At 40.8% G+C, this 26195-nt stretch carries 19 protein-coding genes; 7 read left to right on the top strand and 12 right to left on the bottom strand.

Features of this window, described 5'->3' with window-relative positions; translation table 11 throughout:
• Positions 1-178: 178 nt before the first annotated feature.
• Together HWQ42_RS27840 and HWQ42_RS27835 are read right to left on the bottom strand one after the other, a co-directional pair.
• Positions 179-733, bottom strand: coding sequence for a RidA family protein (locus HWQ42_RS27840; RefSeq protein WP_292733015.1), 555 nt, complete (start codon positions 731-733; stop codon positions 179-181).
• Positions 734-1664: 931 nt separating this feature from the next.
• Positions 1665-3314: a Ppx/GppA phosphatase family protein gene (locus HWQ42_RS27835; RefSeq protein WP_292817604.1), complete on the bottom strand. Its 1650-nt coding sequence runs from the start codon at positions 3312-3314 to the stop codon at positions 1665-1667.
• A 350-nt stretch (positions 3315-3664) separates the two neighbouring features.
• Between HWQ42_RS27835 and HWQ42_RS27830 the strand changes: the two genes are divergently transcribed.
• The 4 genes from HWQ42_RS27830 to HWQ42_RS27815 all read left to right on the top strand — a co-directional run bounded on the left by HWQ42_RS27830 (position 3665) and on the right by HWQ42_RS27815 (position 8793).
• The gene (locus tag HWQ42_RS27830; RefSeq protein WP_292817602.1) at positions 3665-4546 is read left to right on the top strand and encodes a 4-hydroxybenzoate solanesyltransferase; all 882 of its coding nucleotides are present in this window, start codon (positions 3665-3667) and stop codon (positions 4544-4546) included.
• Between the two features lie 504 nt (positions 4547-5050).
• Entirely contained in the window at positions 5051-6802 is a 1752-nt protein-coding gene (locus HWQ42_RS27825) for an asparagine synthase-related protein (protein ID WP_292817600.1), read from the top strand.
• 390 nt (positions 6803-7192) lie between these two features.
• Positions 7193-7849 (top strand): pentapeptide repeat-containing protein, encoded by a 657-nt coding sequence (locus tag HWQ42_RS27820; protein WP_292817598.1) that lies wholly within the window; start codon positions 7193-7195, stop codon positions 7847-7849.
• Between the two features lie 548 nt (positions 7850-8397).
• Positions 8398-8793 carry a hypothetical protein gene (locus HWQ42_RS27815; protein ID WP_292817596.1) on the top strand — a complete coding sequence of 132 codons (396 nt, stop codon included), beginning with the start codon at positions 8398-8400 and terminating at the stop codon, positions 8791-8793.
• 113 nt (positions 8794-8906) lie between these two features.
• On the opposite strand, the gene HWQ42_RS27810 is transcribed toward HWQ42_RS27815, so the two are convergent.
• The 3 genes from HWQ42_RS27810 to fraC all read right to left on the bottom strand — a co-directional run bounded on the left by HWQ42_RS27810 (position 8907) and on the right by fraC (position 11724).
• Positions 8907-9686: an ABC transporter permease gene (locus tag HWQ42_RS27810; protein ID WP_292817594.1), complete on the bottom strand. Its 780-nt coding sequence runs from the start codon at positions 9684-9686 to the stop codon at positions 8907-8909.
• Between the two features lie 430 nt (positions 9687-10116).
• The gene (fraD, locus tag HWQ42_RS27805; protein ID WP_292817592.1) at positions 10117-11124 is read right to left on the bottom strand and encodes a septal junction protein FraD; all 1008 of its coding nucleotides are present in this window, start codon (positions 11122-11124) and stop codon (positions 10117-10119) included.
• Positions 11125-11184: 60 nt separating this feature from the next.
• Complete coding sequence (fraC, locus tag HWQ42_RS27800) at positions 11185-11724, bottom strand: filament integrity protein FraC (protein ID WP_292817590.1); 540 nt, start codon at positions 11722-11724, stop codon at positions 11185-11187.
• Positions 11725-11962: 238 nt separating this feature from the next.
• Between fraC and HWQ42_RS27795 the strand changes: the two genes are divergently transcribed.
• Positions 11963-13099, top strand: coding sequence for a cob(I)yrinic acid a,c-diamide adenosyltransferase (locus HWQ42_RS27795; protein WP_069068662.1), 1137 nt, complete (start codon positions 11963-11965; stop codon positions 13097-13099).
• A 48-nt stretch (positions 13100-13147) separates the two neighbouring features.
• Here the strand turns inward: HWQ42_RS27795 and HWQ42_RS27790 are convergent, their stop codons facing one another.
• From HWQ42_RS27790 to HWQ42_RS27780, 3 genes are all read right to left on the bottom strand, one after another.
• Positions 13148-14104: a PleD family two-component system response regulator gene (locus tag HWQ42_RS27790; RefSeq protein WP_292817588.1), complete on the bottom strand. Its 957-nt coding sequence runs from the start codon at positions 14102-14104 to the stop codon at positions 13148-13150.
• Positions 14101-18330: a PAS domain S-box protein gene (locus HWQ42_RS27785; protein WP_292817586.1), complete on the bottom strand. Its 4230-nt coding sequence runs from the start codon at positions 18328-18330 to the stop codon at positions 14101-14103. Before HWQ42_RS27785 ends, HWQ42_RS27790 begins: the two co-directional genes overlap by 4 nt.
• A 670-nt stretch (positions 18331-19000) precedes the next feature.
• Complete coding sequence (locus tag HWQ42_RS27780; RefSeq protein ID WP_292817584.1) at positions 19001-19237, bottom strand: hypothetical protein; 237 nt, start codon at positions 19235-19237, stop codon at positions 19001-19003.
• 620 nt (positions 19238-19857) lie between these two features.
• Between HWQ42_RS27780 and HWQ42_RS27775 the strand changes: the two genes are divergently transcribed.
• Positions 19858-20868, top strand: coding sequence for a cyanophycin synthetase (locus tag HWQ42_RS27775; protein WP_292817582.1), 1011 nt, complete (start codon positions 19858-19860; stop codon positions 20866-20868).
• Between the two features lie 69 nt (positions 20869-20937).
• Here the strand turns inward: HWQ42_RS27775 and HWQ42_RS27770 are convergent, their stop codons facing one another.
• From HWQ42_RS27770 to HWQ42_RS27760, 3 genes are all read right to left on the bottom strand, one after another.
• A complete protein-coding gene (locus HWQ42_RS27770; protein WP_292817580.1) occupies positions 20938-21288 on the bottom strand; it encodes a hypothetical protein in 351 nt (116 codons plus the stop codon).
• A gap of 676 nt (positions 21289-21964) precedes the next feature.
• Positions 21965-22444 carry a YbjN domain-containing protein gene (locus HWQ42_RS27765; protein WP_292738951.1) on the bottom strand — a complete coding sequence of 160 codons (480 nt, stop codon included), beginning with the start codon at positions 22442-22444 and terminating at the stop codon, positions 21965-21967.
• A 164-nt stretch (positions 22445-22608) separates the two neighbouring features.
• Positions 22609-23466 carry a nitrate ABC transporter ATP-binding protein gene (locus tag HWQ42_RS27760; protein ID WP_292817578.1) on the bottom strand — a complete coding sequence of 286 codons (858 nt, stop codon included), beginning with the start codon at positions 23464-23466 and terminating at the stop codon, positions 22609-22611.
• Positions 23467-23740: 274 nt separating this feature from the next.
• Here HWQ42_RS27760 and HWQ42_RS27755 point away from each other — a divergent pair, with 274 nt between their 5' ends.
• Positions 23741-24124, top strand: a complete 384-nt coding sequence (locus tag HWQ42_RS27755) for a hypothetical protein (RefSeq protein ID WP_292817576.1) — start codon at positions 23741-23743, stop codon at positions 24122-24124.
• Here HWQ42_RS27755 and HWQ42_RS27750 read toward each other — a convergent pair.
• Positions 24119-26119: a nitrate ABC transporter ATP-binding protein gene (locus HWQ42_RS27750; protein WP_292817831.1), complete on the bottom strand. Its 2001-nt coding sequence runs from the start codon at positions 26117-26119 to the stop codon at positions 24119-24121. The two genes, HWQ42_RS27755 and HWQ42_RS27750, sit on opposite strands and share 6 nt — an antisense overlap.
• Positions 26120-26195 lie beyond the last annotated feature (76 nt).

Below are 26195 nucleotides of genomic sequence, written 5' to 3'. Positions count from 1 at the left end.
TTAAAAAGCCAAGTTAACAAAAGCTAACTATTAGCACCTGCTGGGATTTTTAGTTAGGTTTCGTCGTCTGACGAAAGGCAATTACCTACTCAAACAATAGAGACTATTATTGATTGACAGTAGCGGAAGTTTGTTATTCCGCCGACTGTGATTGATAGGGTTATATTGAAACCAGCCCTCAACTACGGTTATCTGGAATTACCGCATAAGCATCAATTTCAAACAACATACCGTCAAGTGCAAGTCTAGGAACGGGAATAAGAGTGTTTGCTGGTGGTTTATTCCCCCATAAATTTATAATTTCACGTCCTAACGGGATCAATTTACTTTGGTTGTGATCCACTATAAGAACAGTAGTTTTTGCTACATCTTGTGGTTGTGCCCCAACCGCTGCTATGGCATAACGGAGGTTTTTAAAAGCCTGTATTAACTGCTTTTCAAATTCATTGGAGACAAGATTCCCTTGTAAATCGGAACCAAACTGACCAGAAATATAGACGGTTCTCGCCCTTGATGGTGTCACAGCTATATGGCTATAGCCATTTTGGGTTGGATTATATAATGTTGGTGGGTTCACCAATTTCAACTCTTTGTTGTCTTTAGCGTTCACTTCCTTTTGTGTTGCCACCATCAAGGCGGTAGTCATTCCACTACCTCCAAGCCACAAAAGTGCATTTCGTCGCGAGAAGTTTGCTACTAGTGAATTTACAGCACCGGTAATACCTTTAGTCATTAAAGCTCCTTAAATGTGAGTTCTCTATTTTTGCTCATATTTACTTTTATTATCTATCTAGTCAACCTAAAAAGCACTAGTCTACAAAGTAATTTTAGTGTAATCACGTAGATAATTTACCTTAATCGTCTTCAGTTGGTTTAGCTTCCGATATAAATACAGTTAATACTTATACCAAATCAGGTTTTTACCCCTCAAAAAGTGCGCATGCGCAGTGCCTCATATCTTGCACCTAGCCCTGGCGATTAGAAATCGCGGCTATACAAACTTTCGTCCGCCTACGCGGACTAATGCAAAATCAAGGTTTTCAACCCGCGCAGGCGGGTTTTGCCTGTGTAGCCGCGACTTCCAGTCGCCTGGTGCAAGATATCAGGTGCATGAATAACTTCAGAGCGCAAATAACAGCTACAGCAGTTTTCATATATTTGAACCACACCTGTCGTAGGGGCTTTTGGCCTTGCGCCCCTACTTCTTTCTAAGCTTCTGCGCAAGTTTCTTTGGCAGCCCTCAATATTATGTCTGCATGATTACTTATTAAACTAGTGAAATTTTATATAAGGATATCTAAGTTTCCCGGCTTAGATATCCACTAGCAACATAACCTACATTTAATAGATTGTTAAGTCTATTCTAATTACTAATTTTTGTTTTTAAATGGTTCTTAGGACAGTTATAAATTCATCCTTAAGTTGGATGTCAAAATTAGATGAATATTTTAATGTAATACAGGTTACAAATTTAATTAATATTTTTCTTGTACAATAAAATATTACTTGTTAATCATATCTTCCTAAAAAGTTATTAAGTAAATTTTTCTGAGTTTTACCTTAAACTTTTATACTGAGACTAACTTCTCAAGTTGATTAGCGATCGCAAGCATAAACATAAGCTATTTACAGGTGCGTTACACTGTGTTAACGCACCCTAATTTCTAAGATAAGTTAGGAATACTAGACTTTTCTAAACTTGCTACTAGTTTCACTCCAAACTCTTCTTCAAACACTCCTTTTTTATAATCTAAGCTCCAAAGTTCTAAAGCACAATCATCATCTGATTGAGATGGAAAAATTAGCAGGTTGACCTGCCTAAGCTGTTGATAATACTCACATTGCACTTGAGCAACTGCACCAATTTGTCGTCTATCTAATGCTACTGCCAACCTTAAAATTGCACTTAATTGACTAACAATTTGTCGCTGTTGTTTAGTCAGCAAACTCTGGTAGTTTTCATGTTTTTTCTTGGGCGGCGATTTGCGATGATAACGCGCTAAATTGGCAATAATTTCAATCTCGGTTTCTGTATAACCGAGTAATTCTCCATTGCGAATTAAATAGTAAGAGTGCTTGTGGTGAGACGAATGGCTGATATAGTGACCGCAATTGTGTAATATTGCCGCTGCCCACAGCATTTGTCGCTCGTCAGTTCCCCAATGATGTAGAGTACCTTGAGTTTGGTCAAATAAACTCTCGGCAAATTTCGCCACGCGATCGCTGTATTCTAAGTTGATGTGGTATTTATCCGCGAGTTTGAGAACATTCCGTTCCCGAACTGAACTTTGATAGCGTAGCTTATCTTCAATTAAACCGTGGGTTAGCATCCAGTCTACGATTACGCCTTCTCTCAGAGAACGCTCACAAACTGTAATCGATTCACTACCCAAAAGGGTCATTGCTTCCTGTAATATTACTGCCCCAGCGAGGATAACTTCAGCACGCTTATCTGGCATACCAGGAATCTCAGCCCTTTCGGAATTACTCAGTTTCCGCAAGCGATTTACCAACTCTTGCAAGTCTTTAAGACTAAACTGGTAGCCATTGAGAGTGGAAGGAATAACACCCGACTTTTCTCGTGCATGAATCATTGCCAGGGTTTCAATTGTGCCAGATGTACCCACCAAACGGGGAGATTCCTCAAGCTTTAGGTTGGCTAGGATCTCATCCACGGAACGTTCCAACATCCCGCGTGTATAAGATTCCAAGTAGTGAAACTCAGTGTTGCTGATGGGGTCAGTGGTGATTAACTCGCTAGTGAGTCGCACTGCACCAACTTTGGTACTGGTGAGAGTGCGGGCTTGCTGACTATCGCCTAAAATCAATTCTGTAGAACCACCGCCAATATCAATAATTATCTGGGGCTGGTTATTAAATTCCATCCCCGACAACACGCCAAGATAAATTCGCCGCGCTTCTTCTTGACCAGAAATCAAGTCAACGCTTAAACCCAACTCCGTTTCTATTTTGTGCAAAAAATCTTTACCATTGGGGGCTTCCCGTACAGCACTAGTTGCCACAGCGATGATAGTTTCAGCGTTGATAGTTTTGGCAACTTCTTGGAAGCGTCCTAAAGCAGCGATCGCCTTTTTAACGATCTCTGGTTTGAGTTCTCCAGTGTTAAGATTGCGATCGCCAAGCCTCACGGTTTCCTTTTCTCTTGCAATAATACTGAAAGCTGGTAGTGTGGGGTCAATCTTGACTACTACCATGTGTAGAGAATTTGTTCCCAGGTCAATGGCAGCAATAATCCGATGTTGCTTAGATGGTTGAGTAGGAATACTCTCCCAGCTAGAAACTAAATTCAGCATCTAGTTTTCTCTCTTTATTAAGAAATGATGGCAAACGGTGATACGTCGGGGTAGCTAGCACTGATATTTATGACAACACACTTGCTCAGACTGAGTGCTGTTAGCGGTAGCAGGGCATTGAGCCAGTGCTGAATATTGAGTAAATGAAAAAATACTCAGCATTCGCAACTCAGCTTGATCGAGGGTAACTGAGCTATGTCTATTCACCCTACTATTTATAACCTGAGTGACTATTTTAAAAATATTTAAAGTTGCCACTTTGGGTTATGTTTTTACAAATAACAAATAACGTTATTCTATAGATGTAAAGAAATGTGAATTCATCTCTCTAAAGTTATTTGTTGATTTCTATGTTAACGACGCCAGAACGCCCCCAGTCACCAATTTGGCTTGTAATTATCCGGCTTTTACGCTGGCATAAACCAGAAGGGCGGTTAATCTTAATGATTCCTGCCCTTTGGGCTGTGTTTTTGGCAGCTTCAGGAAAACCGCCTTTACCTCTGGTTGGTGTGATTATATTGGGTACTCTGGCCACAAGTGCGGCTGGGTGTGTTGTCAACGATTTGTGGGATCGGGATATCGATCCAGAAGTGGAGAGAACACGCGATCGCCCCCTCGCTTCTCGTGCCTTATCTGTGAAAGTTGGGATTGTAGTTGCTATAGTCTCGCTAGCTTGTGCAGCAATCTTGGCCTTTTATCTTAACCCCCTGAGTTTCTGGTTATGCGTGGCAGCAGTGCCTGTAATTTTGCTTTATCCAGGTGCAAAGCGGGTGTTTCCTGTACCGCAACTGGTGCTTTCCATCGCTTGGGGTTTTGGGGTATTGATTAGCTGGAGTGCAGTAACGCAAAGCATTTCTCAACCAACTTGGTTACTTTGGGGCGCGACAGTACTGTGGACATTGGGATTTGATACAGTTTACGCTATGAGCGACAAAGAAGACGATCGCCGCATTGGTGTTAATTCTAGCGCTCTATTTTTTGGTAATTATGCCCCTCTAGCCATTGGAATTTTCTTTGCTGGCACAATCTTGTTATTGTCTTGGTTAGGCGTAATTATACATCTGCACTTAGCCTTCTGGATTAGCCTTGCAGTTGCTACTATCGGATGGGTTTGGCAGTATCTACGATTAAGAGAGCGACACTTACCTAATTCTGTTTATGGTGAAATGTTCCGGCAAAACGTGTGGATTGGTTTTATTTTACTTGCTGGGATGATTGCTGGATCTTTATAAGGAGTAAATTTAGGATTTACCCCCCTCCCTTGTAAAGGGGGGAAATGAATGTCCGGTTCTCCCCCTTGACAAACTACAGTGTACACACAAGTCTGAAATAGTTGATGAACCAGGGTTTTACCCCACCCTAACCCTCCCCTTGGAAAGGGGAGGGAACTAGATTTCCGGTCTCCCCCCTTTCCAAGCAGGGCTGTTTCATTCGATCTCTTAAAGATTTTGTCAAGAGTATGAGTCAGAAATTTGCTTGATTGGGGAAAAGAAAAGCTACCACCTCAACGAGTAAATTTAAGTGCGATCGCGATTTTATTGCCCAATCAGATTTTTTAGTCACCTGACTTTTTTGCTTGAAACGCTTGTAAATCAGAGTCTTTTAGGGAATGAAACAGCCCTGCCTTTCCAAGGGGGGATTAAGGGGGGTAATTCGACTTATGTGTACACCGTAGCCTCGCTTGCTCTTAGGTGATTAGATATAGGATTCTTACTAATATGCCTTGAAAATTTCCCATGCTATTTGATGCGTTTAAAAATCGTAAATCTCCTAAAATTGAATTCATCAAAACTAACCCAACCTGGCGCGTAGCGTGGGGAACAGTTGATGCAAACTATGAAGATATAGCTTGGCGAGATGAAAAAATTTCTGTAATTTTACCACGCACAACTTCGGAATTGCCGACGGAGAAATTAGCAATCAGTTCTAGAGGACGATTTGTTGTTGTTGGTGATGTTTGGTTAACTAACCGAGTGCAATTGCTGCAAAAGTTGGGAATTGAACCGGATAGCTTTCAAGGAAGTTCTCTGCAACTGGTGGCCAATCTTTGGGAACAATGGGGTAATGAAAGTCTTAGCCAACTTGTGGGGATGTTTGCGTTAGTGGTTTGGGATAGAGACAAACAGGTGTTGAGATTGATTCGCGATCGCATCGGTGTTCGTACTCTCTATTACACTACTAATGGTTCAGTTCGTTGGATTGCGCCTCAACTGAGAACTTTAGCACCCCATCGTTCATCTGATTTAGATTTGGTAGCGTTGCGAGATTATCTTTGTTGTGCCTTTGTTCCTGGCGAACAAACCCTCTGGGAACAGGTGCGGGAACTGCGACCTGGAACCGTTTTAGAATTTCCTGACCATAAAGTTACAGCTTATTGGCAGCTTCAAGAACAGATTGTAGCAATAGATCAACCCTTAGCATGGCATGGCGATCGCTTGCGAGAACTTCTAGAGCAAGTTGTTCAAGAATATTTACCACCAGCAGATGAACCCGTTGGCGTTTTTCTTTCTGGTGGTTTGGATTCTAGCAGTATCACTGCTTTAGTAGCAAAATTCCATAAAGCACCAGTTCACACCTTCTCGATTCATTTTGGTGCGGAATGTCCCAACGAGTTAGAATTTTCCAGTCTCGTTGCATCCCATTGTCAGACGCAGCACCATATTTTAGAAATTACTTTTAAGGATATGTGGTCACGTCTGCCGGAAACAATGGCTTATTTAGATGACCCCATTGGCGACCCATTGACTGTTCCCAACTTGTTGCTGGGACGACTGGCGAGAGAAAGCGTAGAAGTAGTTTTGAATGGTGAAGGTGGCGACCCTTGTTTTGGTGGGCCAAAAAATCAGCCGATGCTAATTAATAGTTTATATGGCTCTGTCACCAATCAGGATGCATTGCAAGCTTATTTAATTTCTTTTCAAAAGTGCGCTGTTGACTTACCGCAACTTTTAAAACCAGAAGTTTGGACAGCAGTAGAAACAGCACCTTGGATTTTTGCAGAAGACTTATACTCTCAAGCTAGCTATCTGAATCGTTTGATGGCAATGAACATCAAATTTAAAGGCGCTGACCAAATTTTGACCAAAGTCAGTAACTTGACTCAAGCTGCTCTTTTGCAAGGTCGTTCTCCTCTGTTTGACCAACGAGTAGTAGAGTTAAGCATGGAGATACCTCCAGAGTATAAGCTTTCTGGAGTGGAAGAAAAAGCAGTTTTAAAGCAAGCTCTTGCAGATATTTTACCAGACACAATTATTCATCGTCCCAAAAGTGGCATGATGGTACCGGTGCAGTTAGGATTTCGGAAATATTGGCAGCAAGAAGCCAGAGATTTATTGTTAAATCGGAATGCAGCTATCACTCCTTACTTAAACCAGTTGTCAATTCGTAATTGGTTAAACTATCAAGGAGATACCTGGAGTCGTTATGGAGTAAAGCTGTGGTTGCTTGCTAGTTTAGAAATTTGGTTACAAGTAAATAAAAAAGCGTAGTAGTGAAAGCAACAAAAGGATACGCCATTAATATTACTTATGGTAATTTTGAATTTGGAGTCAGCAACATGATTCTTGTTATATGAATATTTCTTGACTTATGTCAGCATTTTTTGTTTTAAAAACCACTGAAAAAACGCATTTTCAAGTGATTGCCGATTTTTTGTTAATTTATTTTTGATTATTTACTGAGCTAATCTCCATTTGCGGTGTACTCTCAATATACGGTAACTACCAATACTTCTCGGTTAAGGGGAAAAAAAACCTTTAACCCAAATCCAGTAACCTTTTTTCAAAACCCGATTCCGAATTAAAAATGCCTAACCGAGAAGTATTGCGGTAACTACCACACTCAACCTTTGAGATCAATTACACCCAGAGGTGAATGCCATGAACAATTATGCTCAACAACAGGAATTTATTTTAAGTCAAATCACAAATAAATATTTTCAGCGCCGAGATTTCAGTGGATGTGACTTGAGGGGAATCGACCTGAAAGGAATTAATTTAAATGGTATTAACTTTATCGGAGCGGATTTGCGTGATGCAAATTTGTCTGGCTGTGTTCTCACTCGTGCTAATTTAAGTGGCGCAAATTTGATGCAAGCTAGTTTACGTGAAGCTAATTTGTATGAAGCATCTTTATGTGAAGCCAATTTGACTAATGCTGATTTAACAAGAGCAAATTTGTGCGGAACTTTCTTATGGCGGGTGAAATTCACAGGTAGCAATCTTTGGGGTGCTTCTTTATGTGATGTAGATTTGAGAGAAGCAGACTTAAGTGAAGCCAAATTAATTGAAGCATCGCTGATTGAAGCTAACTTAAGTTTTGCCAATCTCACACGAGCAAAGTTATGTGGAGCAAAATTACTAGAAGCTAATTTGACTGAGGCTAACTTAACTAGTGCAGATTTGACATGGGCAAATTTAACCAAAGCAAACTTGAGTAAGGCAAACCTTTGGAAAACAAATTTGATTTATGCAAAGTTGCGAGATACTATCATGCCTGATGGCACAATTGAGCAACCTCAAATAGTTATTTATTAGATAGAGTTAACCTTGTAAAGAGATAATCTCAACAGCTATTTTCTCTCCGACTCTTTCGGCTGCCAAAAATAGGGTAACAGCTATAAGTACTGTTTAAGCCGTACTTGATACAACTTAAACAGCACTTATTAATGGTGAAGCTGTAGTTATAAATGCTCATTATCTGATAAGTAAACTTGAAGCCTCAATTAATACATCTTGGAAAATAACTATAAATATTACTTATCATATAAGTAATTCTTAAGTTGTAGTTAATACGACTTATTCTGTGATTATGAATGCTCAAGCTGTAATTAACACAGCTTCTTCTGTAGTTATGAATGCTTAAGCTGTAGTTCACATAGTTTCTTCTGAATTTAACACAGCTTCTTTTGTAGTTATGAATGCTCGAACTGTAATTAAGATTAGATAAACGCTTGAAATCAATTAAGAGAATTTACCAGGATCTATTTTATAAAAAATATAATTATTTTTGTGGATTTTGCTGAACCAGAATATATTTTCAATAGGGCATAGTAACTGTATAAATATTACAAGTAACTAAATTTATGTCTTTGAGAAAACGTACATCCCGCGTTCTAGAAAATGCTGAGTTAAGATTTGCTGGCCTCAAAGCAATTGATGTCAATCTGGATCTTGGAGAGACTTGTAATTTAAAAATGCTGACAGAACTAATTGAGCAATTACGCAGCAAATTAGAGGCTCATAATACTGCTCTCAGCACAATTGACTCTTCCAAAGTAGAAATTGACAAGTTAGAACAAACCTTGGGTACTTTCTCCGAAAAAATGCTCATGGGAATCGGCTTTAAATACGGCAAAGATAGCCGCGAATATGAGATGGCTGGTGGAGTTCGCAAAAGTGAACGTATCCGTAAAAGCAGAGCGACTCGCTTGAAAACTATTGCACAAAAAGCATCTAGCCAAGGTACTCAGCCCTTGTAGATGTTTAAGCAGTACAGTTCGGATAAGCAAGCAGGGGGGCAGGGGAGACAAGGGGACAAAAGTTAGAACTTACAACAAGTCTTTCCCCTTGTACTCTCCCCTATGCCCAATGCTTAAAATTCCCGTTGTGAAAAGATAAAAATAGCGATCGCTAACAACATGGCACTATAAATTAAGCCATAACCAGCATTCATAATCAGTGCAGTGGTGTCAGGTAGTGCTTGCAGACCATATACGGCATCATTTTTCAAATCTAATCGAGATAAATCTGGCAAGAAAAGAAACAAAGTTTGAGTTAGACGTTCCATACCGGGATTACGGCTAAGACGACCAAGTTGTACTAAATCTTGAGTAATATTTCCGATTAAATATACCGCAAAGGTTAAAACAGTCGCTAGCAGAGAAGCAGTAAAAACACCGAAGGTAATAGCCACAGCAGTAATTAATGACAACTGCAAAAATAAGAAAATTGCAGCAATTAGAATGCTTGCTGTTGGATGAGGAATATTACCAATTTGCAGAAATACCAGATAAATTGCTGTCATCGTGGCGACAAGCACAGCTAGGACTGCGGATAAACCCAAGTATTTGCCGACGATAATTTCACTGCGACTAACAGGTTTAGCAATTAATACTAAAATAGTGCGTTTTTCAATTTCTTTATTAATTAGTCCCGTACCAATAAATATCGTAATAATTAACCCGATGGCATTCATTGCTGCCATCCCAAAGTCTAAAAACATTTTATCTTCAGCCGTAGCTGCAAATTCAGGAAGGACGCGGAAGGCAGTGGCGATTACTAGCGCATAAAAACCAATAATATATAGGATGCGATCGCGTACCACTTCCTGAAACACATTCTTTGCCAATACAAAAATTCTGTTAATAGTCATTTGTCATTTGTCATTGGTCATTTGTCATTTGTCATTGGTCATTGGTCATTGGTCATTTGTCATTTGTCATTGGTCATTGGTCATTGGTCATTGGTCATTTGTCATTTGTCACTGGTCATTGGTCATTGGTCATTGGGAAGAGGTCATTGGTCATTGGGAAGAGGTAGAGGGTAAAAAGGTAATTTTATTATTCTTCCCCCTGCTCCCCTGCCTACTGTGTACATACAAATCAGAGTTACTTTGAGATCCGGGTTTTACCCCCCTTAATCCCCCCTTGCCAAGGGGGGAAACCGGAAAATCTAGTTCCCTCCCCTTTGCAAGGGGAGGGTTAGGGTGGGGTAATTCGAGGACTGGTAGTGATTCGATAACTTGTGTGTACACCGTAGGCTCCCCTGCTCCCCTGCCCCTCTGCCCCTCTCTGCCCCACTCCTCACTGCTGCGGAGGCGGTGAACCAGGAATTAATTTACTGGCGCGATCGCATTCAATTTCTGCAACTGTAATCTTATTCTCTGAATTAGTAGCTGCTGCAACTGGTTCAATGCGACAAGATTTTTTTAAGTAATAGCCCCGTGGGTTAGAACTTGGGCCTATCCAAATACTTAATAAATCTAATATATATCCAGACTTTGTATTAGCTACACGCGGTTCAATGCGCCATAGTTCCTTCTCTTCATATTTACTCAGGTTTTTTTGAATTACTCCCCTACCCAGATTTCCTACCCGTTGTTTCGCATCTAACAACCATTTTTCTACTTCTGACCAAGGTCTTTCAGCTATTTGTTCTACTACCATTGGTTGAAGTTTTTCTAGAATTACAACGCCGTTTTGGGGAATTTTTACTGCTGCTTCTGTTCTGACAATAAAGGTACTATGTTTAAAAGTATCTGCTTGCAAACTGGGATATTGTCGTAACCAATTATCTGTCACAAAGTGAAACTGAATCCAACAACTTAGCAGCATACTACTAGCAACTAAGATTATGATTCTTTGGCGGTCTTGTGGCTTAGGAATTCGAGCTTTGGCATCGGTGTCATTGCCTTCAATAAACTCTGGTATTGCCGTAATTAATGCTGAAATTGTTGGCCAAAAAACGATTGTTCTGGGTGTAATTACATCTCGTTGATCTCCAAATGCAAAAACACTCACTAAGAATCCAGTGATTACTGCCCCGACTGGCATAAAAGTCCCAGGAACCCTCAAAGGATCTTCAGTTGTATACCAAGCTGTACCGGCAATTAAAAATAACCAACCGAAAAAGGCAATTATATCTTTGATATAACCTGTGGCACAATATGAAAGTATCCAAGAAAAAACACTTAAATAAATAAATGTCTGCCAAGAGTAAGCTTTGGGTGGAACTAATATTTTTCTAATTCCTGCATAAAGCCCTTCAGCAAATCTAAAAACCCCAAAGACATCTTTTAGTAACGTATTCATATTCCTCCCTACACCTGATTAATCAATATTTTTCCTCTAAATTAAACAAGTAATTTCTTGCTATTTTGAACGAAATAATAAAATAATAGTTATTGCAGTATAACTCAGAGAATTTGCTATTAGTATAGTAGTAACTAAATTATTATTTTGTAAATTAAGGGTACTAAAACGACGCCGTTGCAACCGCTGAGATATTTTCGGTTCTTCTTCTTTTTTCGCAAATGATTCATTTAATGAGAATAACAAAACCCTTAAAATGAAAAATTTCATCAAAAATGTAGTAAAAAATATGATGCAAGCTGTTAAAATAATTAAAGTTTGTGTATTCGGTGATCTGAAATTATTAAAAAACATATAATTAATTAATTCTGATTTCACCTGTATTGGCAAGATTGGTTCTGAGACAAAAAATATGAACCAACCAATTACACTCGAAAACAGATTGATAGAAATTGCATAAAAAGTACTGGTTTTTTTGTCAAATTTTAGTCGAGAATGCAAAACATAAGCTTCGATGGGGATGGCAATCAGTACAAATAAAAAGTCAAACAGAAATCCACCAATGGGAAAAATCCTGGGAAGCATCCAATTGTCAGGCATAAATGGTTACGGGTAAGGGTGAACTGTAGTGAGTATAACTGGGATAGTAAGGGTGATGGGGGAAATTATCCCATTGTTCTTGTTCTTTACTATGCGGGTGTGCCAGTATTCCTCTATTGATATTGTTAATAGATCAAACTGACCCTTGTACAGTCGTGTTAGAGGGGTAGTTTCTCTATCTGAGAGTACAAGAGGTTAGGTAAGATTAAAGACTGCCATAGTTATAGCTTTTTGAGAGATGACAAGGAACGGTATTGGGATTCGAACGGCGCAAGTGCGTCAAGAACGGCTTATTGGTCAAATTCACGTCTACGATGGTCTGGGTAAAGGTAAATCTCAAGCGGCTTTGGGAGTGGTTTTGCGCTCCATTGGCTTGGGAATAAATACGCCTAGCAATTCTAATCGTGTTTTACTGCTGCGATTTTTAAAAGGGCCAGAACGTGATTATGACGAAGATGGTGCGATCGCAGCTTTGCAACGTGGGTTTCCCCATTTAATTGACCAGGTTCGCACCGGGAGAGCGGAATTTTTTGGCCCAGAGGAAATTACCACCTTTGACCGAGATGAAGCAATGCGCGGTTGGGATGTAGCCAAAGGTGCGATCGCTAGTGGTTTATATTCAGTTGTTGTCTTGGATGAAATTAACCCGGTTCTGGATTTAGGTTTGCTACCAGTGGATGAAGTGGTAAAAACATTAAAATCCAAACCCCAAGAGTTGGAAATCATTGCTACCGGACGCGCCGCACCGCAAAAGTTGCTCGATATTGCAGATTTGCACTCAGAAATGAAACCTCATCACCACCCAACAGCTAAGGCCCTCTTCCTGGAAGGGATTGAAATTTATACTGGTGCTGGTAAAGGCAAGTCTACTAGTGCTTTGGGTAAAGCTTTGCAGGCCATTGGTAGGGGAATTAATCATCCAGGGTCTACCCGTGTATTGATTATGCAGTGGCTTAAAGGTGGTAGCGGCTACACAGAAGACGCTGCGATCGCTGCTTTGCAGCAGTCATATCCAGAAGTGGTGGATCATCAGCGTTGCGGTGGAGATGCGATCGTCTGGCGAAATTCCCGGCAAGAATTAGATTATGTAGAAGCCGAACGAGGTTGGGAAATTGCAAAAGTTGCGATCGCCTCTGGATTGTATAAAACTATTATTCTCGATGAACTCAATCCCACCGTTGACTTAGAATTACTCCCCGTTGAACCCATTGTTCAAGCTTTACTCCGCAAACCCCGCGACACCGAAATTATTATCACTGGACGTTGCCAAAATCCACCCGCGTACTTTGATTTAGCTAGCGTCCACTCAGAAGTTTATTGCCACAAACACTATGCTAATCAAGGCGTAGAACTTAAACGAGGTGTAGATTTTTAAATGGGGCATGGGGCAGATAACTGAATGTTGGCACATTAGCGGGAATTTTTACTTCTGTGGTAGTAAAATATTTTGCACAAAGCGATCGCGTCCTGCTGCCTTTGCTTTATATAACGCCCGATCCGCTGTGGCAATCATTTCTTCTAAGTCAGAATCTGGCTGAGGAATTTCTGTCGTAAACCCAACACTAATAGTTACATAAGGACTAACTTGGGAATTTTGATGAGGAATTGCTAGACCTCGGACAGCATGACAAATTTCGTCGGCAACATGAGTCGCCCCCTTGGTGTCTGTGTTAGGTAAAATCACAGCAAATTCTTCCCCACCATAACGGGCAACTAAATCTCCGGGACGTTTAATCATATCTTTGATAGCTTGGGCAATTTTCTGAAGACAGCGATCGCCTACCCGATGACCATAGGTATCATTATATAATTTGAAGAAATCAACATCGCAAAGAATCAGAGAAAGCGGACGTTGCTCGCGTTTTAGACGCTGCCACTCTTGAAAAAAATACTCTTCAAACCGTCGGCGATTAGCTATTTGAGTTAATCCATCGATAGTAACTAATCGCTGCAATTCCAGATTCACGGCTTCCAGTTTTTGCTGCAACTGAGATTGCTGAATCAAGCGTTTTACCCGTTGTCGCAAAACTGCCCAGTGAATCGGTTTGGTAACAAAATCTATTGCTCCCACTGTAAATGCACGGTCAACTGACTCTTGATCATCAAGTCCTGTAATCATTAAAATTGGAGTGTGCTTGTTACAATCCAGAAGCTCCAACTGAGTGCAACACTCGAATCCATCCATATCCGGCATTATGGCATCCAGGAGTACTATATCAGGGTGCAGTTGCTTAAAAACATTTATTGCCTCTATGCCATTTTGAGCTTCCGCTATTTGATAGCCTTCCCGCTCTAAGAAATGCCGTAGTATCAGGCGAATAAAAGGTTCATCATCAACGATTAAAACTAAAGATTGACTTTCTTGATCTGTGGCTTTCATGGTGCTTCCTTGGCAAGTTCTTGTTCTAAGGCAGTTTTAACTTGTTCATATTCCTGATACAGTAGTGAAAGTAATTCTAGATTGTTTTCTAAGTTACTGTTGCGTGCCTGTGCTTCTAACACCTTGCAAAGCTGCGCTAAGGCGATCGCTCCAATAGAACCACTGCTGGACTTGAGTTTGTGTGCTGTCTGCCATATAGTCTGGATATCCTGAGTTGCGATCGCTGTGCTAATATGTTGCACTAGTCTGGCTGTCTCTGTAAGATAACACTCAATTAGTTCAGCAAATGCCACACGATCTCCTCTAAGCATAAGCTGCAAGGATTGGAGGACTTTGGCATCAATTTTCGCGCTTTTTAATGTCTGGTTTTTTCCTGACTGTAAGATATTTGACGAAGGTTGCAATTCTTGGCGTCTCACTTCCCCTTGTTGTTTGATAGAAGTGAATTCAAAATTTCTTTTGCGTGAACATTTGCTGAGTGCCTGAGCTAACTCTTGCAGCAGAATAGGTTTGCTAATGTAGTCATCCATACCAGCGGCAAGACAAACTTGGCGATCGCCCCGTATGGCATTGGCAGTAATGGCGATGATATGGGGACGAACACCCACCCCCCATTCTTGACAAATTCTCCGAGTTGCTTCTAACCCATCCATTTTGGGCATGTAAACATCCATCAACACTACGTCAAATTGCTGTTTTTGCAGAGCTGCGATCGCTTCTAGCCCATTGCTGACCACATCTGCGCCATAACCTATTTTCTGTAGCATCAGTAGAGCAACTTTCTGATTAACAACCGTATCCTCTGCCAGAAGAATTCGCAGTGGCAGTCGATGACCCAAATGCCGATCTACCAAAGGAAAATGAGAAATGCTGGCTAGGATCGGCTGATTTCCCAAAACACGAGTAATAACATCGTAGAGTTGAGAGTGTTTGATCGGTTTACTCAAAGAAGCAGCAAACTTGACATCATTAAAGTCTGAAGGAGTTTCTATTTTCGCTAAAGAAGTCATAATCACCAAAGGCAGATTTTGACAACCAGATTGCTTGCGGATTTGACGAGCTAGGGTTATGCCATCCATTTCTGGCATCTGCATATCTAAAATAGCAATATCAAACTGTATTCCCTGAGCAAGTTTAACTAAAGCTTCTTTGCCAGATTTGGCGGCATAAGTTTCCATCTTCCAAGACTCAGCTAGCAAGCTGAGAATTTGGCGATTGGTTAGATTGTCATCCACAATCAATAATCGTTTGGATGCAAGCAACGGCGAAATGCTTAATTCGGCTTGTTCTGACTGAGCAACTACTTTGGTAATAATGGTGAAGTAAAATGTTGAACCTGGTGAAGAGTCAGGAGATGATAATAATTTTCCTTTATCCCATCTACGGCTAGGATTGCCACCAACCAACCCCTGGCTTTCTACCCAAAGAGTGCCGCCCATCATCTTACTGAGCCGCTTACTAATCGCCAATCCCAGCCCTGTGCCACCATATCGTCGAGTCATGGAGACATCAGCCTGAGTGAAGGGTTGAAATAATCGCTCTATTTTCTCTGGTGCGATGCCAATACCTGTATCTTTGATCGCAAATTGAATTTCGTAGAGAAGTTGCTCTTTTTCAACGGGTATCGGGGATTGGGGAGCAGGGGAGGAAGGGAGCAAAGGAGAAGTTGCAGTAAGTCTTTCCCCTGTGCCCCTCTGCCCCTGTGCCCCTCTGCCTCTTGTGCCCAGTCCTCGATCGCCAATCCCCAGTTCAACAGAGAGTACTACTTCTCCGGTTTCCGTAAACTTAATAGCATTGTTGAGCAGATTCATCAAGACTTGGCGCAGACGAGTTAAATCACCGACGATCTGAATGGGAACTTGGGGCTGGATTAGATAAACTAGTTCGATATCCTTTTGGGCAGCTTTCGGAGCTAAAAAGGAAATAGCCTCCTCTACACAAGCTCTCAAATCAAAAGGCTGTTCTTCTAATTCCAGTTTGCCCGACTCAATTTTGGAGAAATCTAGAATATCGTTGATGATGGTAAGTAAAGTATCTCCGCTACTGTGAACTATTTCCAGAAAGTCTTGCTGTTGAGGTGTGAGATCGGTATCCAGCAGTAGACCTGTCATCGCAATAACAGCATTCATTGGAGTCCGAATTTCGTGACTCATCATTGCTAAAAACTCACTTTTTGCCCGATTTGCGGCTTCTGCTTGGCGTTTTGCCTGCTCCAAGGCAAAGTTTTTCAAGGTAAGTTCTTCACGTTGGCGCGTTTCTTGTTCCAGTAAGTGAGCTTGTGCTAGAGCAATACCTAGTTGAGCCGCCACAGCTTCTAGTAATTCGATTTCGTCTTGTGTCCATTGGCGAAAATAGTTGCACTGATGTAAGCCGATCGCACCATTGGGTTCTCCTTGATAGGAGGTGCGGATTGACAGCATGGACTTCAGCCCAATTTCTCGGCAGATAGCTTCAGTCCTTTGCAGCAAAGGTTCAACGTACACATCTGGAGAAGCGATCGCACTTTCTTGGGTCATCATCTGCTCGGCATGAGGATTGTTAGTCATGGGAACTTCCAATTTCAATACAGAGCAGTAACCAGGGAGTGTATTATATTGTGCTACTAGGGGAATTTGTGGTGTGGGGTTACTAATGTAAGAGTGGATCAGACAGCGATCTGCTCCAAATGCTTGTCCAATTTGGGTAGCAGCCGTCTTAAAGATTTTGCTGGTGTCAAGACTTTGACGAATTTCCTGAGTAATTTGTTCAAGTAGTAGAGTGCGATGTAATTGCCGTTGCAGTGCCTCTTTAGCTCGTTTGTTTTCGGTAATGTCGTGATTGATGCCGACAGTAGCAACAATTTCTCCCTGTTCATCCTGTAGAGCGACTACGGTTGTTTCGCAAATTCCCTCACTGCCATCTTTACGAATAAAGTGTATTTCCCCTGACCAACGTCCTTGCTGGTTGACTGTTGACAAAATGTTGACGCTTAATGTTGCGGCTACTTCCGGTTGATGCAAAATACTGGAATATTGAGTTAAAATCTCGGCTTTGGTATAGCCAAACATACTTTCGGCAGCAGGATTCCAGTCAATAATACTTCCGGTTAAATCTGTGATAATTACGCCATCATGCATGTTTTCAAAGGTGAGGGCTTGCCGACGCAGATTGGCTTCGGTTTGCTTGCGTAAGCAAAGCTTGTCGTAGACATCGCTAATATCTCTCTGAATGCCAATGAAGTGGCTTAACTCACCATTCTTGTCATGAATAGGAGAAATACTCAATTCATTCCAAAACAAAGTACCATCTTTGCGATAGTTGCGAAGAACAACTTTGCAACTTGTTCCAGTTTGAATAGATGAGCGCAATTCATTAAGTGCTGGTTGCTGGGTATCTGTGCGTTGCAAAAATCGACAGTTTTGCCCAATTACATCAGTAGCACTGTAGCCTGTTATTTGCTCAAAGGCAGGGTTGACGTAAATAACTGGATTGTAGGCGAGTTTAGCATCGGCAATAATAATCCCATTACTGGTAGCGGCAAGTGCCCTCTCTCTAAGTCTCAAGGTTTCTTCAACTAGCTTCAAATCAGTAATGTCAAACATAAAGCCCCTGAGCATGATCGCAGTTCCGGCTTCTTCAACGACACTAACAATGTCTCGCAGCCAAACAACTCGCCCATCAGCAGCTAACATCCGGTATTCCAGTTCGTGATTCTCGCACCTAGCAGTTGCTTCTTGACAAAAACGAACAGAATTTTTCTTGTCATCTGGATGCAGATGATTAACCCAAAAATTTTCCTCGTACCACTCTGCGATCGGATAATTTAGCAAGTCTACCGCTTGCGGCCCAACGTAAATAAATCGCCAAGTTTTTAAGTCCAATTCCCAAGGGATGACTTTGACTGTTTCCAGCATCTGTCGCAAACGATTTTCACTGGCGATCAGGGCAGTTTCTACCTGTTTCTGTTCAAAAATCCTGTGATTTAACTCCTGATTGATTGCTATTATTTGTTGGTTTATTGCATTCATTGCCAAGGCAAAATAGATTGATAATGCCAACGTGACAACAACTAATAACCCTGCAATCAATTCTACTTGTGTTAATAACCCCGGATTTGGGATTAAAAGTCTCTGCCAGAGTAGGAATACAGAGATTGAGAAAAAAATCCCCAGCAACAGCGCGAGTAATTCTCGTTGACGGAAAAATATCACAGCTTTGAACCAGTCATATCGGTGCTGTTTTACCACTTATTAACTCTCTAGGACTTTCAGGACTTATTGCACTAACTTTTACTTTTAAGTAATCTAAAACATTAGTAGTAAGGGGGCAATTACGGAATTTATTTTTAGTTAATATATCAAAATGTTTATATATTGCCAGAAAAGCTTAATCATTTATGATTGTAATTACACTTCTTTTGATACCAATTATTTCTGAAGACCCATAGACAGAACCCTACGCCTGCGGGAGAGGTTTGCCCAGGTCAAAATCATGTGCAACTTCACCAAGAATTAGTATGAGAACTGCAAATTTTCTGTAGTACACCGTGGTGGAAGTTTGTTTACCTTTAAGGAGTTGCTTTGAGCAACTTGTCTGGTTAATTGAGATGGAAGCAGGTATTGCAAACCAAAAGACCCCCGACTTCTTGAAAGAAGTAGGGGATCTAAGCCTCTCGCTGGAGAGCAAATTAAATATAGTGGTTTCCACAAATTTTAAGTAGACTATGCCTGCGATCGCAACAAAAGAGTAATGGAGATTAAAAACCAATACAGTCCAGATAAACCCAAAACCCAGATGTAGAGACGCGATTTATTACGTCTTGATTTATCGCGTCTTGAAGACCAATTATCTACACCAATAACCTTTAACCCAAGTATATTGGATGAAAAACAAGGGTTAATGCCATTCGCTTGTAATTTAAATTACAGCTGCTTGGCGTTGACAATCAAAAACAACCATATAGGAAGCATTTGGTATTTCTTGAGGAAGGTGCCGCATATAGCCATCGGCATCAGAACGGCTGCGGAAGCGAGCAACAATCTCCCGTTGCGTATTAGGAAGTAGACGAGCGATCGCCCAAGAATTGAGGCGTTCTTTATACGCAATAGTCTGATTGTCTGATTGAGAAGCTTTGTTATCCGTATTTTCTGGCATAATTATGTTAACCGTATGAAGTTTAATGAAGGGCGTTAATTAGTTTCTAGGTAGGAATGCACTAACGCTTTTTTTTATGCTGCTGCCACCTTGTTATTCGATTCTTAATAAATTGTCAACACTGAGCGCTATATTTTAGACCAATTAAGTTGGAATTTTCAGGTACAAATGAATCTCAAAGCCTTAACTTGCAATTGTTTCCAGGACACAACCATGTTCAAGCAGAAAGTTTGGCAATTATTGGGTTTGCATAATTTGTATGCATACACATAAGTAAAGTCCGCATCAGTGGTAAAACAAACATCAATGTCTGAAAACATACTATTAGAAGCTGAAGAGAAAACGAATAATAATGTGCGTAAAATTAATCAGCACGTAGACGCTCTTAATTTTTCTATAGTGTAGTTAGTAAAGCTACATTGCGAGCATTTACATTTTTTATAATTAGTTGAGAATAATTAAATTGTTAAAGTCTTTTTAAATATTCAAGAATGAATTTTTATTCAGCTTTTGACTAGAGCTTTAAGGACAACATATAGTGCAATTATTTAAATTAAAAATTCTTGACTAATTGTCACCAAATAGTTAAAAAATTCTCGAGAAAATTACAGTTATTAATAATGAAAACACCATTCGTAACATCAATAATCCAAAAAATAGCAGAGGAAATAGGAGCAGTAGTTTTAGTAGACCCAGAATGCGACTTTATGGGATTGATTACATTTAAAAACGGCAATAAAACCTTCTTTCGTAATACCAGGTTTAGTATTAATTCTCTTGGCTCAGTAGCAATAGCTAAAGATAAAGCAGTTTCAAACTTTTTTCTGAATAAATTTGGCTATAAGGTTACTGAAGGAAAAACATTTTTTAGTAACGAATTATGCGAAGAAATAGCTAATACTAGAAATATAGATGCAGGATTTTATTATGCCCAGAAGTTGGGATTTCCTGTAATTGTCAAGCCGATTAACCTTAGTCAAGGAATGTTTGTTACCAAGGTTCACAATAAACAAGAATATTATCAAGTAGCTAAGAAAATCTTGCGAAAAATCTCAGGATTTATTGTTGAGCGGTTTTATAGTGGCAATGATTATAGAATTGTAGTACTTGATGATAAAGTAGTTTCGGCATATCAAAGAATCCCCTTATTTATCATCGGAGATGGTCAATCTACTGTTTTGCAACTTATGCAACAGAAGCAAGAAACTTTTATCAAAAATGGTAGAAAAGAAATTATAGATTTTGAAGATTACAGAATCAAAAAAAACTTGCAAAGACGGAAGCTAAATTTTAGTAAAGTTATACCTAAGAATAATATAGTCTATCTTTTAGATAATGCAAATTTATCAACTGGAGGTGAGGCAATAGACTTCACTGACAATATCCATCCTGATTTTAAAAAATTAGCAGTAAATATTACAAAAGATATGGAGTTAAGATTATCAGGTGTGGATATTCTTGCTAGTGATATAACGTCACCAATGGGAGATTATACAATTATTGAAGTAAATGGCGCTCCTAGCTTAACTCACTATGCATCATTTGGTGAAGTTCAGACGAAAAGAGTCGAAAATTTATATCTCCAAGTTCTCAAAGTACTTGAAAATGAGAATAACAGAGTAAATTATTGATTTTGACTGGAGACGAAGCAGGTATTGCTCGCCTCCTGAGTTCTTTTTAAATTCTATCTATCTCTCTCTTCACCAATCCTTATCTAGTAGGGATTCAAATTCAGCTTGCAAGGCGTTTATATCCGCCAACCTTGTGACTAGTAAATTATCTTTACCAGCATCATTTAAACGTACTTTCCAATAACGAATACTGTCTGAGTTATTCAACCAAAACTTAATCACTGTATCTACTACTTGATCCAGATTCCAATCCCACTTTGCTGGAACTGATTCCACCGATTCTAAAAACGTATCTAGCGTACACGTATGCATTCCCAAGTATTCCACACCTTGGTGGGGTGGTTTTTGCCCATTTTGCTGTTGCTGATTAAAAAACTGCAAAAGCGGAGATATTCCTACAATATCAAAAGTGTATTTCATGCCAGTACTCTCAATTTTATATTACTTACAAGAAATATTTAGTTTTTTCTATTTCTAAAATAATATCTGGAAAGGAACTAAAGCATCTGCAAAAAGTGCAGTTTTGGTCTATATCATAGGCATTAAATCTCAGCTATAAATTAGCACTGACAAGCATTGAGTGCTAATATTTATTTGAGAGTTTGATTGATTACTAAAAAGTTTCAGGCATTAATTCAAAGATGTATATATCTTTAATAATTATTTAATTAGTTACGTTACGGCTTGTAAAGGCTAGATCTTTTTTAAGACTTGTGATGATAAATAAAGTGGCTGTGTAATGAAATCAGCAGCCCAACACGTATGCTAAATGCTATCAATGCCAACCAAACCGCCTTTCTGGAGCGATCGCATCCAAATATACAGATGGGGTCAAGTCAAGGGAGTATAAATTTAAACTCACTTGACAGTGCAGTTTTAAAAGTGTCACTTACTAGACTCGCCTTTTGATTGAAGCAGTGATACTATTTATTTGTGTGAGGAGCAAGTTAAAAATAAAAAACGCCTGGGGTGGAAACACGGCAACACTCCCAGGCGTTTTTTAATTGGTACACAGAAAACAGTCTTTGCAGATTCGCCCAAACCGGATTGCTATACATCGGATGTAGCAATAGCCCAATCTAAAATTTAAAATTCCTTAAGTTGCACCAAATTCAGTTTGTAAGGCTTCATCGTTATTATCAGCGATCGTTGCCACAACGGTAATTAACCGAGATACTTCGCCAGGAGATAACTCTGCTAAAGTGCGTGTCGATATTACAACCACCCGGTTTTCAATAATGCCGAAGCGCGCCTCAAAAGTGCTGGAGCAGTTTAACTCCAAAAGATACCGCATTAACTTAGGTTCATTTTTCGCAGGTAAATTTAGCACCGCAGACCAAACCGTTATAGTGTCTTCATCGCTTGTGCCGTTGAGTTGGACAAATACTTGCACACTTCCATACTTAAACTTCCAAAGATAACCAGCCTCTGGAGTGTGGCTAACCATCGCACTATCATCTTGTTCCAAAGAGTCGATGACATTTTCAATTACCTCAACATGGTTAATGCTTGTCGTCTCGGCGATTAAATCATTAACGGATTCGTTACTAGTTACGGTTTCTGGGTAGCTTGCCATACAGATTTTTTTCTCAACATACTCGCTCTACACATACTTTATAACTTGTGGACGTAGTTGGAGGGGCAATTCATGAATTACCCCTACTAATTGCTCCCGCCACCATCTGGTATGGTGGCGGGAGGAACAAAGAATTATTCTGGAAAAATCAATGACGATCGCGCTTAACCTACATCATCATGGGCAAAGCGGTTAAAAAGGAAATCTAATGCATAGTTACGCAGTTGGTAATATTGTGGATCTTCCATGATGCGGCTGCGATCGCGCGGACGAGAAAAAGGAATTTCCATAACTTCGCCTATTTTCGCGTGTGGGCCGTTGGTCATCATTACCAATTTGTCTGCTAAAAATAGTGCCTCGTCGATGTCGTGGGTAATCATCAGCACTGTACAACGGTTATCGCCCCAAATTTTCAGCAATTCTTCCTGTAATTCTTCTTTGGTGATGGCATCTAGCGCCCCAAAAGGTTCATCTAAAATTAAAACTTTCGGACGAATCGCCAAAGCACGGGCGATAGAAACCCGTTGTCTCATCCCGCCGGACATTTGCATTGGTTTCTTTTCCATCGCATCAGCCAGTCCCACCATTGCTAAATGATCGCGGACGATCGCTCTTTTTTCAGCTTGTGGTTTGTTGGGATAAACGGCGTTAACAGCTAAGTAGATATTTTCAAAAGCAGTGCGCCAAGGTAGCAAGGCATAGTTTTGGAAGACAACCATTCTGTCTGGGCCTGGTTGGGTAATGGGTTCTCCTTCGAGTAACACTTGCCCGGAGGTGGGAAAGTTAAAACCGGATACCATATTTAACAGTGTCGATTTGCCACAGCCAGAGTGGCCGATGACGCAAATAAATTCCCCCTGTTCGACGTTGAGGTTAACGCCGTCGAGTACGGTGAAGGGGCCTTTCTTTGTCGGGTAGACTTTGGTAACGTCTTTAATTTCTAGGAAAGGTCTGCGGCTGGTGGTTGCAGGGACGAATGGTTTTCCTAGTGTGTTTGTAGCTGTTGAGTTGCGGTTTTGCATGGTATGGTATTTGGGGATTAAAAAGCTTAATTTAGGCGACGTGCAACTGAATATTCTGACCTTTCTTCTTCTAAGGGCTACGGTGTGTACACAAGTCTGAAATAGCTGATTAACCAAGGTTTTACCCCACCCTAACCCTCCCCTTGCAAAGGGGAGGGAACTAGATTTCTTTTTTTCCCCCCAATGCATCGGGGGGATTAAGGGGGGTAAATCGAGGATTTGTGCTTCATTACCAACAAGATGCGTGTACACCGTAGTCTAAAAGGGTGAGGCTTTGAATTTTCCCGCTTTTCTTGTAGGGAAGAGGTTAGGTCTTTTGTTGGTTTTTCCACATGACTTAAAAAGTCAAATCATTAATGGAGTTCAGAGGTTCATTGATGGAGTTCAAAGACTCATTAATGGAGTTCAGAGGTTCATTAATGGAGTTCAAAGACTCATTAATGGAGTTCAAAGACTCATTAATGGAGTTCAAAGACTCATTAATGAAGTTCAAAGGTTCATTAATGAAGTTCAAAGGTTCATTAATGAAGTTCAGAGGCTCATTAATGGAGTTCAGAGGTTCATTAATGAAGTTCAGAGGTTCATTAATGAAGTTCAGAGGTTCGCGCGTGATGTGCTACTCCTTCCACTCCCTCTTTCTCTCACGATTTTTTTATGATGCGAGTCTCCTTCTTGGTGCATCGAGAACAACTTCCGCAACTGAAAAATCACGTTTAATTTTCAAGCTGTTGAGATAAGCGATCGGATCGTCGGCATTAAAGGGAGTACCATCGAACAGTTGGATCGGTTGGCGAATATAGCTAATATCCAAACCTAATTCCCGTGCGGCGGTGCTGAAAACACGCACGCGACACACCCGTTCAACAACTTCTACCCAATTTCTGGGGAAGGGAGTGTCACCCCAACGCGCCAATTGACTCATAATCCAAATTTGTTCGGTGCGACTGGGGCGGTTGATCGCGGAATCGGAATAAAACTGGTGATGGGCATAGTCCCGCAACGGATGGTCTAAGTCACAGGTGAGATTATCTGGATCTTCGAGTTGAATGTATTCTAAATCAGTGCTGACGTACTCTCGCCCTGCTAAAATTTGCCGAATTTCTTGGGTATTTTCGGGATTTGCACAATAGTGACAAGCTTCCAACAAAGCTTTAGTCAAGGCGATATGCGTATTTGGATAATTTTCTGCCCAATCTTCCCGCACACCAAGAACTTTACCTGGGTGTCCCAACCAAACTTCTAAGTCGGTAGCGATGGTAAAGCCGACATTTTCCACAGCAGCGCGGTAGTTCCAAGGTTCACCCACGCAGTAACCATCAATGCTTCCGGTTTTTAGGTCAGCTACCATCTGCGCTGGGGGAATGGTCTTCATGTCCACATCGCTATCGGGGTCAATTCCACCAGCCGCTAACCAGTAACGCAGCAGCAAATTGTGCATAGAAGCGGGATGCACTACTCCCATTGTGTGCCTTTGTTCGTGGGTAAGAATCAGATGATTTCTGAAGTCAGATAAGGTTTGCACGCCTTGATCGTAAAAGCGTTTTGCTAAGGTGATGGCGTTACCGTTGCGAGTCATGGTAAGGGCGGTGACAACGGGCAAAGGTTGGTTATTATGCCCTCCCAAAGTTAGCCACATCGGCATCCCTGAAGGCATTTGAGCCGCATCCAAATAACCACCACTTATGCCATCTTCTATACCCCGCCAGCTACTTTCCCGCACGAGGTTAACTTCATCTAAACCATGTTTGAGAAAGAAACCTTTTTCTTTAGCAACTGCTAAAGGGGCGCAAGCTGTCAGAGGTAAAAAGCCAATTTCTAGGTTAACTTTTTCTAATCCATGACGGGCAACGTCGGCAGTTTTTCTCGCCCGAATTTTCTTAATCCGTTTTTGCTGATTGAGGAAGTAAATCATCTCACTCCGCAAGCTGTAATAGCTGGGATGTTCTACTACTTCCATCCGCTTGCGGGGTCTGGGAATATCCACTTCTAAAATGTCGCCGATTTTAGATTCGGGGCCGTTAGTTAACATCACGATTCTGTCAGATAACAGCACGGCTTCATCGACATCATGTGTCACCATCACCGCAGTGACTTGATTTTCTTCACAGATTTGCATTAGTTGTTCTTGCAAATTGCCGCGTGTGAGTGCATCCAATGCGCCAAAGGGTTCATCTAGCAAGAGTAATTTGGGACGAATCGCTAAGGCGCGGGCGATCGCAACTCGCTGCTTTTGTCCACCTGATAACATTCCTGGTTGTTTATCAGCATGGGGACGCAAACCCACCATATTAATATGTTTTTCGATAATGGCGTTGCGTTCGGCTGCGGGTAAACCCTTCATTACTGAGTCCACAGCGAGGGCAATATTTTCTCTTACCGTCCGCCAAGGTAATAGCGAATAATTTTGGAACACCACCATCCTGTCTGGGCCGGGTTTGGTGATTTTTTGTCCTTCGAGAGTGACAATACCTTCAGTTGGCAAATCCAAACCCGCAATCATATTTAATAGAGTGGATTTACCGCAACCGGAGTGACCAATCAAAGAAACGAATTCTCCTTTTTTAATTTGGAGGTCGATTCCTTTGAGGGCGATATATTTGCCACCACCAGTTAATTCAAAAACTTTTTCAATTTGATCGACAGCTACGAACATAAGATATTTGGTATTTGATATTTGGGCATTGGGCATTGGGCATTGGGCATTGGGCATTGGGCATTGGGCATTGGGC

The organism is Nostoc sp. JL23 (genome assembly GCF_017115065.1).
In the GTDB taxonomy this organism is placed as follows: Bacteria; Cyanobacteriota; Cyanobacteriia; order Cyanobacteriales; family Nostocaceae; genus Nostoc; species Nostoc punctiforme_A.
This window is presented reverse-complemented; position numbering and strand designations above follow the sequence as displayed.

What these genes read in the sequence shown, in the direction of transcription:
- HWQ42_RS27840 (WP_292733015.1), bottom strand. Translation starts at nt 733, where the DNA reads ATGACTAAAGGTATTACCGGTGCTGTAAATTCACTAGTAGCAAACTTC.
- HWQ42_RS27835 (WP_292817604.1), bottom strand. Translation starts at nt 3,314, where the DNA reads ATGCTGAATTTAGTTTCTAGCTGGGAGAGTATTCCTACTCAACCATCT.
- HWQ42_RS27830 (WP_292817602.1), top strand. Translation starts at nt 3,665, where the DNA reads ATGTTAACGACGCCAGAACGCCCCCAGTCACCAATTTGGCTTGTAATT.
- HWQ42_RS27825 (WP_292817600.1), top strand. Translation starts at nt 5,051, where the DNA reads ATGCTATTTGATGCGTTTAAAAATCGTAAATCTCCTAAAATTGAATTC.
- HWQ42_RS27820 (WP_292817598.1), top strand. Translation starts at nt 7,193, where the DNA reads ATGAACAATTATGCTCAACAACAGGAATTTATTTTAAGTCAAATCACA.
- HWQ42_RS27815 (WP_292817596.1), top strand. Translation starts at nt 8,398, where the DNA reads ATGTCTTTGAGAAAACGTACATCCCGCGTTCTAGAAAATGCTGAGTTA.
- HWQ42_RS27810 (WP_292817594.1), bottom strand. Translation starts at nt 9,686, where the DNA reads ATGACTATTAACAGAATTTTTGTATTGGCAAAGAATGTGTTTCAGGAA.
- fraD (WP_292817592.1), bottom strand. Translation starts at nt 11,124, where the DNA reads ATGAATACGTTACTAAAAGATGTCTTTGGGGTTTTTAGATTTGCTGAA.
- fraC (WP_292817590.1), bottom strand. Translation starts at nt 11,724, where the DNA reads ATGCCTGACAATTGGATGCTTCCCAGGATTTTTCCCATTGGTGGATTT.
- HWQ42_RS27795 (WP_069068662.1), top strand. Translation starts at nt 11,963, where the DNA reads ATGACAAGGAACGGTATTGGGATTCGAACGGCGCAAGTGCGTCAAGAA.
- HWQ42_RS27790 (WP_292817588.1), bottom strand. Translation starts at nt 14,104, where the DNA reads ATGAAAGCCACAGATCAAGAAAGTCAATCTTTAGTTTTAATCGTTGAT.
- HWQ42_RS27780 (WP_292817584.1), bottom strand. Translation starts at nt 19,237, where the DNA reads ATGCCAGAAAATACGGATAACAAAGCTTCTCAATCAGACAATCAGACT.
- HWQ42_RS27775 (WP_292817582.1), top strand. Translation starts at nt 19,858, where the DNA reads ATGAAAACACCATTCGTAACATCAATAATCCAAAAAATAGCAGAGGAA.
- HWQ42_RS27770 (WP_292817580.1), bottom strand. Translation starts at nt 21,288, where the DNA reads ATGAAATACACTTTTGATATTGTAGGAATATCTCCGCTTTTGCAGTTT.
- HWQ42_RS27765 (WP_292738951.1), bottom strand. Translation starts at nt 22,444, where the DNA reads ATGGCAAGCTACCCAGAAACCGTAACTAGTAACGAATCCGTTAATGAT.
- HWQ42_RS27760 (WP_292817578.1), bottom strand. Translation starts at nt 23,466, where the DNA reads ATGCAAAACCGCAACTCAACAGCTACAAACACACTAGGAAAACCATTC.
- HWQ42_RS27750 (WP_292817831.1), bottom strand. Translation starts at nt 26,119, where the DNA reads ATGTTCGTAGCTGTCGATCAAATTGAAAAAGTTTTTGAATTAACTGGT.